Genomic DNA, 17,381 nt, shown 5'->3' on the forward strand with positions numbered 1-17,381 from the left:
CGGTGGGAGGGTCGATCAACACCCGGCATCCATCGGCGCCCGGGGATGAGCGCCGAGTCGATGGTCGGTTTTACTCGTCGCCAGCGCCTTCGGCGTCGTCAGCGGCGTCCTGCGTCGGGCCGGAATTCTGACCCTTGGCGGCGACGTCACGATCCACCAACTCGATGATGGCCATGTCGGCGGCGTCGCCGTAACGGAAGCCAGCCTTCAGAACGCGGGTGTAGCCGCCCTGACGGTCCTTGTAGCGGTCGGCCAGAACGGTGAACAGCTTCGTCACCATCTCGTTGTCGCGGAGCTGCGCGTAGGCGAGACGACGGTTGGCCAAACCGCCCTTCTTGCCGAGCGTGATGAGCTTGTCCACGATGGCGCGCATTTCCTTGGCCTTGGGCAAGGTCGTGGTGATCTGCTCGTGCTTGACGATCGCGTTCGCCATGTTCGAGAACATGGCCTTGCGGTGGCTCGAAGTCTTGCTGAGCTTACGTCCTGAAACGCCGTGACGCATGGCGGTCCTCCTTCATGGCTTGGCCCCCCTCGGGGAGCCGGTCGTGAACCCCGCCGCCCAGTCAAAGCGCTGGTACGGCACGGGGACGGGCGATTGCCCTTTGGTAGAAATTATTGCCCCCTCCCTAGCCCTCCCCCGCCGTCGGCGGTGGAGGGAACCTGCCCCCTCTCCCGCGAAGCGGGGGAGGGTTGGGAAGGGGGATAAGGCGATGCTTAGTACGGCTCTTCCAAACGCTTGGCCAGTTCCTCGATGTTCTCGGGCGGCCAGTTCGGGATTTCCATACCCAGGTGCAGGCCCATCTGGGACAGCACTTCCTTGATCTCGTTCAGCGACTTGCGGCCGAAATTCGGCGTGCGGAGCATTTCCGCTTCGGTCTTCTGAACCAGATCGCCGATGTAGACGATGTTGTCGTTCTTGAGGCAGTTGGCCGAACGGACCGACAGCTCCAACTCGTCCACCTTGCGGAGCAGGTTCTTGTTGAACGGAACCTCCTCGTGCTTCTCCTCGGAGACGGCGTGCGTCGGCTCCTCGAAGTTGATGAAGAGCTGCAACTGGTCCTGCATGATGCGGGCGGCGAGCGCCAACGCGTCATCCGGCTTCACCGACCCGTTCGTCTCGATGCTCATCGTCAGACGGTCGTAATCGGTGACTTGGCCGACGCGGGCGTTGTCGACCTTGTAGGACACCTTGCGGACCGGCGAGAACAGGGCGTCGACCGGGATCAGGCCGATGGGCGCGTCCTCGGGACGGTTCAGGCTGGCCGGGACATAGCCCTTGCCGGTCTCGACCGTCAGTTCCATGTTCAACCGCGCGCCGTTGTCCAGCGTGCAGATGACCAGATCGGGATCCATGATCTGGATGTCCGGGCCGGTTTCGATCATGCCGGCCGTGACCTCGCCCGGGCCGTCGGCGCGCAGGCGCATGCGCTTCGGGCCGTCGCCGCCCATGCGCAGACCCATCGTCTTGATGTTCAGGACGATGTCGGTCACGTCCTCGCGGACGCCGGGAATCGACGAGAACTCGTGCAGAACGCCGTCGATGTGGATCGCCGTGACCGCAGCGCCCTGCAAGGAGGAGAGCAGGATGCGGCGCAGCGCGTTGCCCAGGGTCAGACCGAAACCGCGTTCCAGCGGTTCGGCGACCACGGTCGCGGTGCGGTCGGCGTCATCGCCGGGCTGGATGTCCAGCTTGTTCGGCTTAATCAGCTCTTGCCAGTTCTTCTGAAGCACGGGGCAACCTCAACAGCCATCAGGTGAAAACGAACCCGCAGGAACCCTCCGCTCCCATGCTGAGGAGACCGCGATGGCTGCGGCCTCCTGTCCCGGAGCGGAGGATTCCTGCGGATGCGAAAACCAACAGATCAGACGCGGCGCTTCTTGGGCGGGCGAACACCGTTGTGGGGGATCGGCGTGACGTCGCGAATCGAGGTGATCTGAAAGCCGACCGACTGGAGGGCGCGCAGGGCGGACTCACGCCCCGAACCCGGACCCTTCACTTCGACTTCCAGGGTCTTCATGCCGTGTTCCTGGGCCTTGCGGCCAGCATCCTCGGCAGCCACCTGGGCGGCGTAGGGCGTCGACTTGCGCGAACCCTTGAAGCCCATGGTGCCCGACGACGACCAGGCGATGGTGTTGCCCTGCGCGTCGGTGATGGTGATCATCGTGTTGTTGAACGAGGCGTTCACATGCGCGACGCCAGCGGTGATGTTCTTACGCTCACGACGACGCAGACGCTGCGAGGCGGCGGACGGCTTGGCCATGGAAGGTAATCCTCTGTCTTACTTCTTCTTGCCGGCGATCGGCTTCGCCGGACCCTTGCGGGTGCGGGCATTGGTGTGGGTGCGCTGACCGTGGACCGGCAGGCCCTTACGGTGACGCAGACCGCGATAGCAACCCAGATCCATCAAACGCTTGATGTTCATCGCGACTTCACGGCGGAGGTCACCTTCGACGCGATAGTCGGCGTCGATGGTTTCGCGAATCTTCAGGATTTCGTCGTCGGTCAACTGATTGACACGGCGGTCAGCCGGGATGTCCAGCTTCGCGCAAAGTTCTTTGGCCTTGAAGGGGCCGATGCCATGGATGTAGGTCAACCCGATCTCCACACGCTTTTGCGCGGGGATGTTGACGCCAGCAATACGCGCCACGCCTGCTCTCCTCGATTCCCGTCGACCGCCCGCATGGGCGACCGATGATCCAAGCGTCCCGAATTCAGATCCCCCTGAAACCCGGCACGCAAAACGTCGTTCGTACCCGGATAGGGCACGAGAGGGTGCGACTATAGAAAAAGCCCGGAACTTGTCAAGGCCGAATACCGGCAACCGAGCCCCATTCGTCGCGACGCAAAGCCCTAAACGACCGCGCCGACGAACGCAAGCCCGACTCCGCCGCCAATCGACGTCCTTTCATCAAGCAGACTCTTGATCGCCGCATAATGATGGGCAACAACCACCTCAACGGATTGTTCGACACAACGAACGGCCACGGCGCACCAGTCTCTGCCCCATCACCACACGATCAACCTGCGAAGGCTTGCATTCATGACAACGACTGGCACGACGCCGACCGGCGCATCCCCGACTCCGACCGCCGCCGCGCACGGCGGCCCGGCCCATCCCCCGATCCGCCGCTCCCGCCTGACCAAGATCGTGGCGACCCTCGGCCCGGCCTCCACCTCGCCGGAGATGATCCGCAAGCTGTTTGAGACCGGCGTCGACGTGTTCCGCCTGAATTTCAGCCACGGCAGCCACGCCGACCACGGCGCCCGCCTGAAGACCCTGCGCGAGCTGGAGGCCGAGACGGGTCGCCCCATCGCCATCATGGCTGACCTGCAAGGGCCGAAGCTGCGCGTCGCCACCTTCGCCAACGGCCCGATCACCCTGACCGCCGGGCAGAGCTTCCGCCTGGATCTGTCCAAGGAACCCGGCGACTCGACGCGGGTCGGCATGTTCCACCCGGAGATCTTCGCGGCCCTGACGCCCGACACCGATTTGCTGCTGGATGACGGGCGCGTGCGCCTGCGCGTGGTCTCCTGCGGCCCCGACCACGCCGAGACGGTGGTGGTCTCCGGCACCAAGCTGTCGGACCGCAAGGGCGTCAACGTGCCCGGAGTCGTCCTTCCGCTGTCGCCGCTGACCAAGAAGGACCGCGAGGATCTGGCCTTCGCGCTGGAGATCGGCGTCGATTGGGTGGCGCTCAGCTTCGTCCAGCGGCCTGAGGACGTCGCCGAGGCCCGCCGCCTGATCGGCGGGCGCGCCTCTCTGCTGTCGAAGTTGGAGAAGCCGCAGGCGATCACCCATCTGGCGGAGATCATCGAACTGTCGGACGGCATCATGGTCGCCCGTGGCGATCTGGGCGTCGAGCTGCCCGCCGAAGACGTCCCCACCCTGCAAAAGCGCATCGTCCGCGAGTCGCGCCGGGCGGGCAAGCCGGTGATCGTCGCCACCCAGATGCTGGAATCGATGGTCGGCGCCCCCGCCCCGACCCGCGCCGAGGCGTCGGACGTGGCGACCGCCGTCTATGACGGGGCTGACGCGGTGATGCTGTCGGCGGAAACCGCGTCCGGCGATTACCCGCTGGAAGCGGTGTCGATCATGGACCGCATCACCCGCCGGGTGGAGCATGATCCGCTGTACCGCACCATCATGGACGCCCAGCACCCCGACCCGCAGCAGACCGCCGCCGACGCCATCACGGCGGCGGCCCGGCAGGTCGCCCACACGATCCAGGCGGCGGCCATCGTCACCTACACGACGTCGGGGTCCACCACGCTGCGCGCCGCTCGCGAGCGCCCGGAGCAGCCCATCCTCTGCCTGACCTCGGCGTTGGAGACGGCGCGGCGGCTGCAACTGGTGTTCGGCGTCCACGCCGTCCACACCTCCGACGTCGCCAACTTCTCCGAGATGGTGCAGAAGGCGACTCGCGCCGCCCACAAGGACGGCATCGCGCTGGAAGGCCAACGCCTGGTCATCACCGCCGGCGTGCCCTTCGGCACCCCCGGCAACACCAACATTCTGCGCATCGCCTGGGTCGAGGCGGAGTGATCCGCCCTTCCCCACCCGCTGATTGACACCAGCCCACCCGCCGCGCGTCCCCGCCCGGCGGGCGGTTCTGCGTCAGGCCGGTTCGGACACGCGCGCCGCCTCGGCGGCGGGCGCCGGTTCCAGGGGCGCGGCGGCCTCCGCCGGTTGCACGCGCGCCGACTCAGAGTCCGGGGGCGAATCAGACAGCAGCAAGGCCCGCTCGCGCCGGACATGGGGCAAATCAAAGCTCAGTTTCAACTCGATGTTGCGCCAGACCTGACGCAGCCGCTGGACGTGCAGATCCTCGCCAATCGCCCGGACCACCGACTCGAGATTGTCCAGCGTGACGCCGCGATCCTGCTGGACGATGGCCTTGCCGTCGGTTTTCGGCGTGTTCAGCGCCGCCAGCAGCAGCGGACGCGACTCCGGGCGCTCCATGAAGCGTTCAATGTCGAAGATCGTGCGGATGTTGATGGTCCGCAACGCCTCGATCTGGTCCAGATCCAGCGCCAGAATCAGTTGCGCCTGCGCCACCCAGTCCATTGTTTCATAAATGCCGTAGGGGGTTTCGACGAACAGCAGAATCGGATTCGCCGTCGCCAGATTTTGAACGTCCTCGATTTCAAACTCAGCCAAACGAAATTTGATCGCCGAGTCGATGCCCATAATCATGTCGATGGGGTATTCGCGAACGAAACCTTGGGCGCGCGGGTCGATCCGCCGGATTTGCAACTGCGGAACCCGGCTCAGGAGAGTTTGCAACCCCAGTTTGGGAAAGAACCCAATCAGAAAGGCGAGGATCAGTTCCGGCATCCGGTCGCCGACGGCGCTGGTCGGCGTCGCCTGCGCCATGTCCATATAGCCGTGATGAAGCGTGACCGAGGTGATGCAAGCCAGAATGATGTGCGCCGTCACCCGCAAAAAAGAAATCGGCGACAGGTCATAGTTGGAGATCCGCCGCACCAGATAATCGATGGACCAGACATAGGCGCCAAAGAAGGTGAAGGTCAGAACCGCGATGGTCTGCAACTGGTAATCCAGCATGGTCCGCAAACTGGCCGGATCCTGGGTGACGAGCGTCATGCCGCTGAACAGCGGCTGGAAATGCTCCAACCGCTCCTTGGTCAGCAGCGCGCCGCTGGCGGTGATGAAACCGCTGAACGTCACCATGATGAACACGAGAACGGGTAGAATATACGCCCGCCATTCTGACGGTTGTTTCCCTTCAATGTAATGCGGCAAGGCGCGGTATTTGTAAGCGGCGAATTCAAAGGATGGAATCAGCTTGTCCGTGTCGCTGTCGTTGATGCGGAACACGGTTTCCAGATCGGCGATGATCTTCTGGCGCACGGTCTTGATGTTGCTGCGTCCAATGAAGATCGTCAGCGGCAGCAGGAAGGACAGGCACAGCAAACCCATCATGCTGATGACCCGGAGTTCCCCGGCCATCTCAAAAAACGCCTGCGCCGTCATCCCACACCTTGCGTCTGGACGAAAACAAACACGCGAAAACGACGATTGAATCCGCCGTTCACGCGCTCTCGTTCATCGTTCTACGCTTATTGCGGGATTTTCAGAAGGGGTTTGCAAAAAAGCAGCCTGGTCGCAACGAAAGGATCTTACAAAGCGACCCCAACCCTCATCCGACGGATCCCGTCCGCCTGCTGACGAACCTTGTCGAGATGCGGGTTGATGGCCAGAGCCGCGTCGAACGCCCGCAGGGCGGCGGCGGGTTGATCCACCGCCAGATACACCAGACCAAGCTCGGTCAAGGCCCCGAAATGGCGCGGCTCCAAGCTCAGGGCGCGCCGCAGATCCTCCACCGCCGCCCGGTGATGACCCAACATGTAATGAGCGCTCGCCCGCTTGTTCCAACCTTCGGCGTAGGACGGATCCAAAGCCACCACGGTGTCGAACGCCGCCAAGGCCCCGGCGAAATCATCATCGTTGAAACTGAGCACGCCCGCCCGCATCACCCGGATCATCTCGGCGTTCGGGTTGTCGAGCCACAGATCCCAGATGTGTTCTTCCACCGATTCCGCGTAGGCGGCGTCGGTCGTCGCCCGTAGCGCCTTGAACAGCGGATCCAAACGCACGTTTCCCTGCCCCGCCCCGGCCGGGGCGCCGACGGTCAACAAGACCAAGGCCATCAAGGAAAGGAAGCGTCGGATCACCATTGCATAAATTTGCACCCGGATCCGATGGTTCGCCAATCCCTATTTGGTTACTGACTCTGTCTATTTTCGACAAAAGCAATGAAAAACCGTCACAGCAATCAATTTTGATGACAGAACAGACACAATCACAGGATTCCATGAGTCGCAGACGCGACGACGGCCAGCGGATTGCTCCGCTGGCCGTCGCCAATCACACGATCAACCGATCAAGAACGCCGATCAGCCGTTCTTGCTGCGGCCCGCCACGATTTCGTCGGTGACGTTGCGCGGCACCGGCTCGTAATGGCTGAACTCCATGGTGTAGGAGGCGCGGCCCGAGGTCATGCCACGGAGCTGGCCGATGTAGCCGAACATTTCGTTCAGCGGCACGGTCGCTTCGACGGCGATGTTGGAGCCACGCTCGACCTGACCGACGATGGTGCCGCGACGACGGTTCACGTCGCCGATGACGTCGCCCAGATAGTTGTCCGGGGTGACGACCTCGACCTTCATGACCGGCTCAAGCAGGATCGGACCACCCTTCGGCAGAGCCTCGCGGAAGCAAGCCTTGGCGGCGATTTCAAACGTGAGAGCGTTCGAGTCGACGTCGTGGTACTTGCCGTCCACCAGACGGGCGCGGAAATCGACCGTCGGATAGCCGGCGAGCACGCCGTCTTCCTTCTGGAGTTCCAGACCCTTCTTGACCGACGGGACATATTCGCGGGGAACCGTGCCGCCGACCGTTTCGTCGATGAACTCGAAGCCCTCGCCACGCTCGCGCGGCTCGAAGATGATCTTGACTTCGGCGAACTGGCCCGAACCGCCGGTCTGCTTCTTGTGGGTGTAGGTGTATTCGATCGGCTTGGTGATCGCTTCGCGGTAAGCGACCTGGGGCTTGCCCATGTTGCCTTCCACGCCGAACTCCGTGCGCATGCGGTCGAGCGTCACTTCCAGGTGCAACTCGCCCATGCCGCGCAGGATGGTCTGGCCGGTTTCACGATCGGTTTCCAGACGGAGCGACGGATCGGCGCGAACCATCTTGCCCAGCGCGATGGAGAACTTCTCCTGCTCGCCCTTGGTCTTCGGCTCGACCGAGACGCTGATGACCGGCTCGGGGAAGCGCATGCGCTCCAGGATGACCGGCGAGGAGGCTTCGCACAGGGTGTCGCCCGTCTCGGTTTCCTGCAACGAGACCAGCGCCACGATGTCGCCCGCGCGGGCTTCTTCCAGCGGGTTGGCTTCCTTGGCGAACATCTCGACCATGCGGCCGATCTTTTCGCGCTTGCCGCGAGTCGAGTTCAGGATCGACATGCCCTTCGTCAGCACGCCCGAATAGACGCGGATGAAGGTCATCGAGCCGTAGGTGTCGTTCAGCACCTTGAAGGCCAGCGCCGAGAAGGGCGCCTCGTCGGAGCTGTCACGCTCGCCGTTCGGGTTGCCGTCCTCGTCCACCGTCTTGATGGCGGGCACGTCGGTCGGGGCCGGCAGCAGATCGACGACGGCGTCGAGAACCTGCTGAACGCCCTTGTTCTTGTAGGACGAGCCGCACAGCACCGGGGTGAAGGAGCTGTTCAGCGTGCCCTTGCGCAGGCAGGCGCGCAGGACGGCCGGCGAGGGATCCTCGCCCGAATCGAGGTAGGCTTCCATCGCCACCTCGTCCTGCTCCAGCGCGGTGTCGACCAGATCGGCGCGCAGGGCCTTGATGCTGGCGACGTTGTCCAGGTCTTCCTTGACGGTCAGGTTGAGCTTTTCCGCGAGATCGTCGGTGATCTCCCAGATTTCCCACTTCGCGTCCTTGTCGTCCGAGAACCAGACATAGGCCTTCATCTCGATCAGGTCGACCATGCCACGGAAGTTGTCTTCCGAGCCGAGCGGAACCTGGATGCAGACCGGACGGGCGTTCAGACGGGTGCGGATCATGTCGACGCAACGACGGAAGTTCGCGCCCGAACGGTCCATCTTGTTGACGTAGCAGATGCGCGGAACGTCGTAGTTGTCGGCCAGCCGCCAGTTGGTTTCCGACTGCGGCTCCACGCCCGCCACGCCGTCGAACACCACGACCGCGCCGTCGAGCACGCGGAGCGAACGGTTCACCTCGATGGTGAAGTCGACGTGGCCCGGGGTGTCGATGACGTTGATCTTCTTGTCGCGCCAGAACACCGAAACGGCGGCGGACTGAATGGTGATGCCGCGCTTCTGTTCCTGCTCCATGTAATCGGTCGTCGTCGAGGTCTTGAGATCCTTCGTCTCATGGACGTCGATGATCGTGTGCTTGCGACCCGAGTAATACAGGATGCGCTCGGTCGTCGTCGTCTTGCCGGCGTCGACGTGGGCGATGATGCCGATGTTGCGGATGTCAGAAAGTGGCGTTTGGCGCGGCATGTTGCAGTTCCATTGCAGGTACGCGGCGACCGAGGCACGCCCCATCAGGGGGCGCACGCCTCGGCGGCAGAGGTTGGTCGGGGTTTTACGGGCGATCCGTTAAGGCGTCATTAACATTCCGTAATCCGACGGGCGTCCCGTCGGATTATTGAAGCGCGAGGCCCTCACAGCGTTTGGGCCACGCCGGCACACCCCAACCGAGGCTGCCGGGTTGCCCCGTTTCCCGCCGCCTTACTTGGCGGCAGTGACCTGAATTTCCACGAGATACTCGGGCGCGGCGAGCTTGGCCTCGACCGTGGCGCGGGCCGGCGGGTTGGCCGCGTCGACCCAGGCCTCCCAGGCCTTGTTCATCGCGCCGAAGCTGGCGATGTCCACGAGGTAGATGGTGGCCGACAGAAGCTTGCTCTTGTCGGAACCGGCCTCGGCCAGCAGGGCATCGATCTGGGCCAGGATCTGGCGGGTCTGATTCTCGACATCGGGCGTCGGTTGATCGGCAACCTGACCAGCGAGATAGACCGTGTCCTTGTGGACGACCATCTGGCTCATGCGCGGTCCGGTGTGGAAGCGCTGAATCGACATGACGAAAGGACTCCGGGTTCCGAGGCTAAAGACGCGGCTACCTCTATGCCATTCCCGGCCCAGCGCGAAGAAAAAAATGCGGGAAATCGCGTCAGAGCTGCCCGGCGCGCCCGCCCGCCCCCTCCAAACGGCTTGAATGACGGTTTCGCGACGGTCGGACGGATGCGAACAAAAGGAGAAAAAATCACGCCGAAGCCGTCGCGCGTTCTTGATCCGTTTCTCCGCATTGCGTATCCTTGCGCCATGGCGACCCTCATCATCACGGAAAAATCCAGTCAGGCGAAGGATCTGCGCGCCGCGCTCGGCGAGCGGTTTGGCCGCATCCTGCCCGCCGAAGGCCATCTGTTGCGGCTGGCCGAACCGGACGAGGTTGATCCGGCGTGGAAACGCTGGTCCTCCACCCTGCTGAAACCCGACGGGCTGTACCCGACCAAGCCGGACGGCGGCGGCAACAAGGCGGCCAAGCTTCAGGCGATCCAGGCGGCGTTGAAGGCGTGCGACCAGGTGATTCTCGCCACCGATTGCGACCGCGAGGGCCAATTGATCGGGCAAGAGATTTTGGAGCATGTCGGCTATCGCGGGCGGGTCCAGCGCGCCATCTTCACCGCCCAGGATCCCAAGACGCTGCGCGACGCCTTCGCCAAATTGAAGCCAAACGCCGAACTGCGCCCGGTGTATGAGGCGGCGGTGGCCCGCCAGCAGGCCGACCAGATTTTCAACCTGTCGCTGACCCGCACCGCCACCAAGACGTTGCTGGCCCCCGGCGCGCGCGGCGTCATCGGCGTGGGCCGGGTGAAGACGCCGACGCTCGCCATCGTCTGCCTGCGCGAGTTGGAAATCCGCAATTTCAAGCCGGAGGATTATTTCGAGGTGGTGGCGACGGCGACCGTCGCCTCCGGCGCCTTTCAGGTGCGCCACGCCCCCGCCCCGAAGGACCGGATCAAGGACCGCGCGCGGGCCGAGGCCATCGCCAAGGCCGCCGATCAGCATCGCGGCCCGCTGGCGGTGACGGTGGAGGAGAAACGGCAGGCCCCGCCCAAACTCTATGATTTGCCCGCCCTGCAAAAAACCTGCGGCCAGCGTTGGGGCTGGACCGCCGACCGCACGCTGTCGGTGGCGCAGGAACTCTATGACGGCGAAGGCAAGAAGCTCATCACCTACCCGCGCGCCGAGGCCCGCTATCTGGCGGAAAACCAAATCGCCGACGTTCCGGCGGTGGTCGGGACGCTGACCCGGCTGCGCGGCTTCGCCCATTTGGTCGAGCATATGGACGTCGCCCGCCCGGTGATCCGCAAAGGCAAATCCGGCCATTTCTGCGACCGCGCGCTGGAAGGCGTCTCGCACCACGCCGTCATTCCCAACGTCAATGTGCTGGACGATCTGGATTCGCGGTTGGTTCGGTTGAGCGATGATGAAAAGCGGCTGTTCGCCCTGATCTGCCGCTCCTACCTCGCCGCCGTCATGCCGGATTACGAGTATCGGCAGACCAGCGTCGGCATGGCGGTTCCGCTTGACGGCAAGCCGATTCCCTTCCGCGCGGTTGGCCGCATCCCGTTGAAGCTCGGCTGGAAAGCCGCCTTCGCCTCCGCCGAATCCGACGGCAAGCCGGAGGAGGAGGCCGAACAGACCCTGCCGCCCCTGACCGACGGGGAGGCCGCCGCCCTGTCCAACCCGAAGGTGGAGGCCAAACGCACCCAGGCCCCGCCGCGCTACAACGAAGGCACCCTGGTGGACGCCATGCAAAACGCCTGGCGCTTCGTCGAGGATCCCGCCCTGCGCGACCGGCTGAAGGAGGCCAAGGGCATCGGCACGCCCGCGACTCGCGCCGAGGTCATCAAAGGGTTGCGCAAACAGAATCTTTTGGGGGCCGACGGCAAATGGCTGACGCCGACGCCCGCCGGGCTGCAATTGTTTGAAACGCTGCGCGCCGCCGCCCCGGCGCTGGTCGATCCCGGCACCACGGCCCTGTGGGAAATGAAACTGGACGAGGTGGTGACGGGCCGCGCCGATTTCCGCGCGGTGATCGACGCCATCGCCGGAGAGGCCGACCGCCTGATCGGCGCCCTGGTCGGCCAGCGCGGCCAAACGGTCGATCTGGGCCTCCCCGCCGCGACGGGCCGTTTCGGGGCCAAACGCCGCAGCGCCGGGTTCGCCAGCCCGCGCGCCGCCACAACCGCCGCGCCGCGCAAACGCAGCCGGAAGGCCGCCAGCGCCCCGGCGACGGACGAAGCGATCGCCGCGCCCGCCAAGCCGCGCCGCGCCCGCAAGCCAAAGGCGGAACCCGCCGTCAGCGCGCCGGACAGCGCCAGCGCGCCTGTCGCGCCCGCCTCAGCGGCTCCGCGCCGCAAAGAGCCGACCGACAAGATGCTGGCCTTCGCCCGCAGCCTCGCCGACCGCAAGAAGATCGCGCTTCCTCCCGCCTGCTTGGGCGATTTCGACCAGTGCCGCCAGTTCCTCGACCAGCACGCGCGATGACGCGGCGGGCGGCGAACCGTCCCGGCGTCAGGCCAGATGCGGGTTCTTCAGATAATCCTCGGCCTGCATTTCCATCAGGCGGCTGACCGTGCGCTCGAACTCGAAGGCGTGCGTGCCTTCGGGGTAGAGCCGTTCCGGCGGCCCTTCGGCGGCGATCATCACGTTGACCCGATGCTCGTAGAGGGCGTCGATCAACGTCATGAAGCGCTTGGCCTCGTTGCGCAGCTCGTCCTTCATCGTCGGCACGCCGTCGATCAGCACCGTGTGGAAATGGGTGGCGATGGCCAGATAATCGGCGGCGCCGAAGGGCTTGCCGCACAAATCCCAAAAGCCGACCCAGGCGACGCCCTTGGCGGCCCGTTCGATCTCCACCCGGCGGCCCTGCACCAGCAGGTGATCCGCTTCGGCCTTCGCCCCGCCGGTCAGCGCGGCGAAGGCGTCGGCCATCGCCCGATCCGCCGTCGGCCCCAGCGGGTGGTGGTAGATCGGCACGCCCTTCAGCCGGTCCAGCCGGTAATCGGTCGGGCCGTCCAGCGACAGCACGTCCAGCTTCTCTTTCAGCAGAGCGATGAAGGGCAGAAACAGGTTCCGCTGCAAGCCGTCCTTGTAGAGCATGTCCGGCGGCCAGTTCGACGTCGCCACCACCACCACGCCCAGCTCGAACAGATGGGTGAACAGCCGCCCCAAAATCATCGCGTCGACGACGTTGGTGACGTGGAACTCGTCAAAGCACAGCAGCCACGCTTCCCCCGCCAGCGCGCGGGCCAGTTCGGGCAGGCTGTCGTCGGCCCCGCCCGCCTTCACCTTGCCGGATTGGCGGTGTTCGTGGATGCGCTGGTGAACCTCCAGCATGAATTCGTGGAAATGGACGCGGCGCTTGCGCTCCACCGGCGCGCTGTCGAAGAACAGATCCATCAGCATGGATTTGCCCCGCCCGACCCCGCCATAGAGATACAGCCCCTGCGGCGCGTCGGCGGCGACGTCGGGCGGCGGCGCCGTGCGCAGACGCCCCAACCCGAAACGGTCCAGCCAACCGCCGACCGCCGTCTTGGCCTCCCCTCCCGCCTGCGGCTGGTAGCCTTTCAGCGCGTGATACAGGCTCTGGAACTTTTCAGCGGCCAGTTCCTGGTCGGGGTCGGGGCGGAGTGTGCCGGTGCCGCGCCGGGCGCGGTACAGCGAAAGCGGACCTTCGGTCATGGGAAATCGCGCGCCTTGGCTGACAGGGGTCTCTTACCTAACCGATGCCATGCTGCGGAGCAACGACGGCATGGCTGACCAGCGGCGCCCCTGTCGGGCGCGGCGTCACCCTGCGACAAGGTTAAGCTTTCTTTACCGAATTCCCTCCTTTAATCAGTGCAGCGCTCCCTCCCTGTTTCCCGTTGCCCGCAGGACGCCGCGCCCTTATGGACGATCCCGGATCGACCGACACACCGCCGCCCCACCGGACCACGCGCCGGTTGCCGGTGCTGGGCGGGGCCTTGGGGTCGGTGCGCTTTTTGATGATGGCCTCGGGCTTCGCCTTCATCCTGGTCGTCAACAGCCTGATCGGATACGGCATACTCCAGCGCCATGGCAAATCGCTGGACGCTGGCGAACGCGCCACCCGCGATCTCGCCCGCATGCTGGAGGCGCAGACCCTGCGCACCGTGTTCGCGGTGGATCAGCTTCTCGCCGATCTGGCCTTCGCGCTGAACGCTCACCCACAGGGCCACAGCCGCGACGATCCGGCGATTCATGCGCATCTGCGCCAGCGCCGCGACGGATTTCCGCAGTTGGCCGATCTGGTGGTGATCGACGCGATGGGCCGTGCGCTGCACCATTCCGCCGACGCGCCGACGCCGCCCTTCCCCCTGACCGACCGCGCTTATTTCAACGCGCATCGGACACCGGGAGCCATCCTTTCCGACAGCGGGTTGTACGCCGGAGCGCCGCTGGCCAGCCGGGTGATGACGGGAACCAGCGTCATTCCCCTCAGCCGCCGCTGGTCGCGCCCCGATGGCGGCTTTGGCGGCGTTCTGGTCGCCATGATCGACCCGTCCCGCTTGGCGGCGACGTTGGAGTCGATGCGGATCGACCAGATGGGCAGCGTCACTCTGGCCCTGACCGACGGCTCCGTTCTGCTGGAACGCCACAGCCCCGACGAGCGCGCCAGCCTGACCCAACTGTCGGAATGGCCCGGCGTTGAGGCGGCGCTGGCGGGCAAGGACGACGCCACCATCCGCGCCCTCGCCCCTGACAAACAAGACAGCGTCATCAGCCTGCGGCGGGTGCCCGGATACCCCTTCATCGTCGCCGCGACTCTGCCGCGCGGCGACGCGCTGGCGGACTGGCGGCGCGACACCGCCGCCTGGACCGCCATCGGCGCGGCGATGACCATCGCCATCGCCCTGCTGACCGCCTTCGTCGTCCGCCAGCACGCCCGGTTGGAGGAGGATCAGGCCCAATTGGCCGCCGCCTCGCGCCACATCCGAGGCATTCTGGATTCCATGCTGGACGCCGTCGTCACCTTTGACGCCAACGGTCGGATCCTCACCTTCAACCACGCCGCCGAGCGCATGTTCGGCGCCAGCGAACGCGAGATGATCGGTCAACCGATCGAGGCGTTGATTCCCGACAGCCAGTCCAGCGCCAACGACCGCGATCTGACCGCGCTGCGGCGCGATGGCCACGCCTTTCCCATTGGCTTCATGGTCAGCGAGTTGCAGTTGGCCCAGCCGACGACCGAGGCGCCCGGCGGCGAAACCGACGGCGGCGTTCCCCATGTCTTCGTCGGCGTCATCCGCGACATGACCCGCCGCAAGAGGCAGGAGGCCGAACTCGTCGCCTCCAAAACCCAGGCCGAACTGGCCAATCGGGCGAAAAGCGAGTTCCTGGCGAACATGAGCCATGAGCTGCGCACCCCGCTCAACGCCATCATCGGCTTCGCCGAAATCCTGACCACCGATTTCTTCGGCACACTGAGCGCCCGACAGAAAAGCTGCGTGCAGGACATCCACGACAGCGGCGAGCATCTGCTGTCCATCGTCAACGCCGTGCTCGACATGTCGAAGATCGATTCCGGCCATTACGAGCTGCATGAGGAGGCGGTCGAGGCGCACGACGCGGTGGCGCAATGCCTGATGATGGTCCGTGACCGCGCCGCCGCCAACGGGGTGGAGCTTCACAACGAGGCGACCGCCGCCATCGCCACCCTGTGGGTGGACCGCCGCGCCTTCAAACAGGTGATTCTGAACTTGCTGTCCAACGCGGTGAAGTTCACCCCACGCGGCGGCAGCGTCCGGGTCGCCGCCGCGCGGGACGAGGATGGCGGGTTGCGGTTGACCGTGACCGACACCGGAATCGGCATTCCCGCCGACTTCATGGCCGATCTGTTCCAGGCCTTCCGCCAAGCGGAAAACAGCGCCAACCGCCGTTACGAAGGCACCGGGCTTGGCCTGTCAATCTCCAAGAATCTGCTGGACCTGCATGGCGGGTCGCTGAGCTGTCAGAGCGTGGTGGGCGGCGGCACGACGATGACGGTCCGTTTGCCGCCCGCCCGCATCCTCCCCCTTGGCGCGGCCAGCCACGGTCGCGGTCAGGCGGCGGCGTCCTAACCGCCGCTTGGCCCCGCCTCAGCGCAGACGGGTGGCGGCGAAGCGGCGGGGCGGGTTTACAAAGTCATCCTGCGCGGCGATCAATTGCAACTCACGCGTTCCCATCCGCCGGGTCGTCTCGAAGATGGCGTAGATCGCCGCCGCCGCCTGCTCCAAGGCCTCCGCCGGGTCAAAATTCTTCAGATAATGGGCGAGGAACAGCGCCGCCACCGCGTCGCCCGAGCCGTTGGGCGAGGGATCCAACGCCAGACGCGGAGTCGAGACCAGCCACGCGCCATCCCTGTCATCCACCAGCATTTCGATGCGGTCGGCGGCGGCGTCCTGGCGGGTCAGGCTCGTCACCAGCACCAGACGCGGGCCGCGCGCCCGCAAGGCCGCCGTGGCGGCCAGCGCGTCATCCAGCGTGTGGATCGAGCGGTCGGCCAGATATTCCAGCTCGAACTGGTTGGGCGTCAGCAGATCGGCGGCGAGGACCGCGTGGCTCTTGATGAAATCCGGCAGGCCGGGCCGCACGAAAAAGCCGCGCCCGACGTCGCCCATCACCGGATCGCAGCAGTAGATCGCCTGCGGGTTGGCGGCCTTGACCCGCGCCGCCGTTTCGACGATCACCTGCCCCAGCCCGACGTCGCCCATGTAACCCGACAGCACCGCGTCGCAGCGGGGCAGCACGCCGCGCGCGGCGACGCCATCGACCACGTCGGCGATGTGTTCGGCGCTGAAGACCTGTCCGGTCCAGGCGCCGTAGCCGGTGTGGTTGGAGAATTGGACGGTGTTCACCGCGACGGCGTCGATTCCCAACCGTTGCAGCGGAAACACCGCAGCCCGGTTGCCAACATAGCCGTAAGCGACGTGCGATTGGATCGAGAGGACGGTTTTCATGGGCGAAAGCCTATGCGACCCGCCGCCGCCGGTAAACCCATGGAGCGGGCGGGGAGATGGGCGGAAAGACGCATGGCTGCCATGCCATTGGCGCCGGGCATCCTGCGTGAGAAATCATTCTGATAGTCGAACGAAATATCTTTCTGAATGATTGTTTCGGTTTCTGACCAAATCAGCCGTTCCGACGATGACGGATTCGTCACAAAAAATTGTGCGCTGCAACAAATCATCGCTGGCTCACCGCCGCGCCACGACTTACCGTTTTTGTCATTCAATCACGGCAAAGGGGCGCGGCCATGGCGATCGAGTTCCTGCGGATGAAGCTGCGGCGCGCGTCGGGCGCCATCACCCTGCTGTCGGGCGGCGCAACGCTCCATCCCGATGGCATGATTGATCTTCACGGCGACGCCGCCGATCACGCCGACTCGATCGTTTCGATTCTCGAATCAGTCGCTCTCCACAACGCCGCCGATCCCCTGCCCCACGCCCGTGTTCTCGCCAACGATTGCGCGGGCTGCCCGTTGCTGGCCCGCGTCGGCGCGTCCTGCGCCTGCTTGCAAGTGGACCGTTTGCGCGTTGGCGACGCCGAATCCCTGACGCCGCTGCAACTCCGCCCCGGACGACCGCCCGCCGAACTGCGCGGGGGCCAGCGCGACCGCCCGCCGTCGCTGTGGCCGGACTTCGCCCGCTTCCGCATGGCCCGCGCGCGCGGCGCCGCCGCCACCCTGCTCCGCGAGTCGGCCTGCGCGGCGTAAACGCACCCCACGCGGGCTTGAGACCCTTCGCCCCATGGA

The 17,381-nt window shown here is 65.2% G+C and carries 15 protein-coding genes; 4 read left to right on the plus strand and 11 right to left on the minus strand.

All coding sequences use genetic code 11. The annotated features are described in order from the left end of the window. Positions 1-70: 70 nt before the first annotated feature. From rplQ to rpsM, 4 genes are all read right to left on the minus strand, one after another. Positions 71-502, minus strand: a complete 432-nt coding sequence (gene rplQ / locus ACODS4_RS24620) for a 50S ribosomal protein L17 (protein ID WP_488868310.1) — start codon at positions 500-502, stop codon at positions 71-73. 212 nt (positions 503-714) lie between these two features. Beyond that, positions 715-1,731: a DNA-directed RNA polymerase subunit alpha gene (locus ACODS4_RS24625; RefSeq protein WP_488868311.1), complete on the minus strand. Its 1,017-nt coding sequence runs from the start codon at positions 1,729-1,731 to the stop codon at positions 715-717. Positions 1,732-1,862: 131 nt separating this feature from the next. After that, on the minus strand, positions 1,863-2,261 hold the full coding sequence (gene rpsK, locus ACODS4_RS24630) for a 30S ribosomal protein S11 (RefSeq protein ID WP_119830003.1): 399 nt from the start codon (positions 2,259-2,261) through the stop codon (positions 1,863-1,865). A gap of 18 nt (positions 2,262-2,279) precedes the next feature. Continuing rightward, positions 2,280-2,648, minus strand: a complete 369-nt coding sequence (gene rpsM / locus ACODS4_RS24635) for a 30S ribosomal protein S13 (protein ID WP_488868312.1) — start codon at positions 2,646-2,648, stop codon at positions 2,280-2,282. Between the two features lie 393 nt (positions 2,649-3,041). Between rpsM and pyk the strand changes: the two genes are divergently transcribed. Beyond that, positions 3,042-4,544: a pyruvate kinase gene (gene pyk / locus ACODS4_RS24640; protein ID WP_488868313.1), complete on the plus strand. Its 1,503-nt coding sequence runs from the start codon at positions 3,042-3,044 to the stop codon at positions 4,542-4,544. Positions 4,545-4,616: 72 nt separating this feature from the next. On the opposite strand, the gene ACODS4_RS24645 is transcribed toward pyk, so the two are convergent. The 4 genes from ACODS4_RS24645 to ACODS4_RS24660 form a co-directional block, all read right to left on the minus strand. Continuing rightward, positions 4,617-5,972, minus strand: a complete 1,356-nt coding sequence (locus ACODS4_RS24645) for a hypothetical protein (protein WP_488868314.1) — start codon at positions 5,970-5,972, stop codon at positions 4,617-4,619. Positions 5,973-6,142: 170 nt separating this feature from the next. Further along, a complete protein-coding gene (locus ACODS4_RS24650) occupies positions 6,143-6,673 on the minus strand; it encodes a tetratricopeptide repeat protein (RefSeq protein ID WP_488868315.1) in 531 nt (176 codons plus the stop codon). A 246-nt stretch (positions 6,674-6,919) separates the two neighbouring features. Next, complete coding sequence (gene fusA / locus ACODS4_RS24655; RefSeq protein ID WP_488868316.1) at positions 6,920-9,061, minus strand: elongation factor G; 2,142 nt, start codon at positions 9,059-9,061, stop codon at positions 6,920-6,922. A 231-nt stretch (positions 9,062-9,292) separates the two neighbouring features. After that, on the minus strand, positions 9,293-9,640 hold the full coding sequence (locus tag ACODS4_RS24660; protein WP_488868317.1) for a RidA family protein: 348 nt from the start codon (positions 9,638-9,640) through the stop codon (positions 9,293-9,295). Between the two features lie 243 nt (positions 9,641-9,883). On the opposite strand from ACODS4_RS24660, the gene ACODS4_RS24665 reads away from it, so the two are divergent. Continuing rightward, complete coding sequence (locus tag ACODS4_RS24665) at positions 9,884-12,115, plus strand: DNA topoisomerase (protein ID WP_488868318.1); 2,232 nt, start codon at positions 9,884-9,886, stop codon at positions 12,113-12,115. 27 nt (positions 12,116-12,142) lie between these two features. On the opposite strand, the gene zapE is transcribed toward ACODS4_RS24665, so the two are convergent. Continuing rightward, on the minus strand, positions 12,143-13,312 hold the full coding sequence (gene zapE / locus ACODS4_RS24670) for a cell division protein ZapE (protein WP_488868319.1): 1,170 nt from the start codon (positions 13,310-13,312) through the stop codon (positions 12,143-12,145). Positions 13,313-13,518: 206 nt separating this feature from the next. Here zapE and ACODS4_RS24675 point away from each other — a divergent pair, with 206 nt between their 5' ends. Further along, positions 13,519-15,708, plus strand: coding sequence for an ATP-binding protein (locus tag ACODS4_RS24675; protein WP_488868320.1), 2,190 nt, complete (start codon positions 13,519-13,521; stop codon positions 15,706-15,708). 18 nt (positions 15,709-15,726) lie between these two features. On the opposite strand, the gene pdxY is transcribed toward ACODS4_RS24675, so the two are convergent. Together pdxY and ACODS4_RS24685 are read right to left on the minus strand one after the other, a co-directional pair. After that, entirely contained in the window at positions 15,727-16,587 is an 861-nt protein-coding gene (gene pdxY, locus ACODS4_RS24680; protein WP_488868321.1) for a pyridoxal kinase PdxY, read from the minus strand. Next, entirely contained in the window at positions 16,584-16,817 is a 234-nt protein-coding gene (locus ACODS4_RS24685) for a hypothetical protein (protein WP_488868322.1), read from the minus strand. The genes pdxY and ACODS4_RS24685 overlap by 4 nt, the downstream gene beginning before the upstream one ends. A gap of 66 nt (positions 16,818-16,883) precedes the next feature. Here ACODS4_RS24685 and ACODS4_RS24690 point away from each other — a divergent pair, with 66 nt between their 5' ends. Continuing rightward, complete coding sequence (locus ACODS4_RS24690) at positions 16,884-17,342, plus strand: hypothetical protein (RefSeq protein ID WP_488868323.1); 459 nt, start codon at positions 16,884-16,886, stop codon at positions 17,340-17,342. The last annotated feature ends 39 nt before the right edge of the window (positions 17,343-17,381 follow it).

Source organism: Azospirillum sp. FG154 (assembly GCF_057809575.1).

What these genes read in the sequence shown, in the direction of transcription:
- ACODS4_RS24690 (WP_488868323.1), top strand. Translation starts at nt 16,884, where the DNA reads ATGGCGATCGAGTTCCTGCGGATGAAGCTGCGGCGCGCGTCGGGCGCC.
- ACODS4_RS24645 (WP_488868314.1), bottom strand. Translation starts at nt 5,972, where the DNA reads ATGGCCGGGGAACTCCGGGTCATCAGCATGATGGGTTTGCTGTGCCTG.
- ACODS4_RS24660 (WP_488868317.1), bottom strand. Translation starts at nt 9,640, where the DNA reads ATGTCGATTCAGCGCTTCCACACCGGACCGCGCATGAGCCAGATGGTC.
- ACODS4_RS24685 (WP_488868322.1), bottom strand. Translation starts at nt 16,817, where the DNA reads ATGATTTGTTGCAGCGCACAATTTTTTGTGACGAATCCGTCATCGTCG.
- ACODS4_RS24665 (WP_488868318.1), top strand. Translation starts at nt 9,884, where the DNA reads ATGGCGACCCTCATCATCACGGAAAAATCCAGTCAGGCGAAGGATCTG.
- ACODS4_RS24675 (WP_488868320.1), top strand. Translation starts at nt 13,519, where the DNA reads ATGGACGATCCCGGATCGACCGACACACCGCCGCCCCACCGGACCACG.
- fusA (WP_488868316.1), bottom strand. Translation starts at nt 9,061, where the DNA reads ATGCCGCGCCAAACGCCACTTTCTGACATCCGCAACATCGGCATCATC.
- pdxY (WP_488868321.1), bottom strand. Translation starts at nt 16,587, where the DNA reads ATGAAAACCGTCCTCTCGATCCAATCGCACGTCGCTTACGGCTATGTT.
- pyk (WP_488868313.1), top strand. Translation starts at nt 3,042, where the DNA reads ATGACAACGACTGGCACGACGCCGACCGGCGCATCCCCGACTCCGACC.
- rpsK (WP_119830003.1), bottom strand. Translation starts at nt 2,261, where the DNA reads ATGGCCAAGCCGTCCGCCGCCTCGCAGCGTCTGCGTCGTCGTGAGCGT.
- rplQ (WP_488868310.1), bottom strand. Translation starts at nt 502, where the DNA reads ATGCGTCACGGCGTTTCAGGACGTAAGCTCAGCAAGACTTCGAGCCAC.
- ACODS4_RS24650 (WP_488868315.1), bottom strand. Translation starts at nt 6,673, where the DNA reads ATGGCCTTGGTCTTGTTGACCGTCGGCGCCCCGGCCGGGGCGGGGCAG.
- zapE (WP_488868319.1), bottom strand. Translation starts at nt 13,312, where the DNA reads ATGACCGAAGGTCCGCTTTCGCTGTACCGCGCCCGGCGCGGCACCGGC.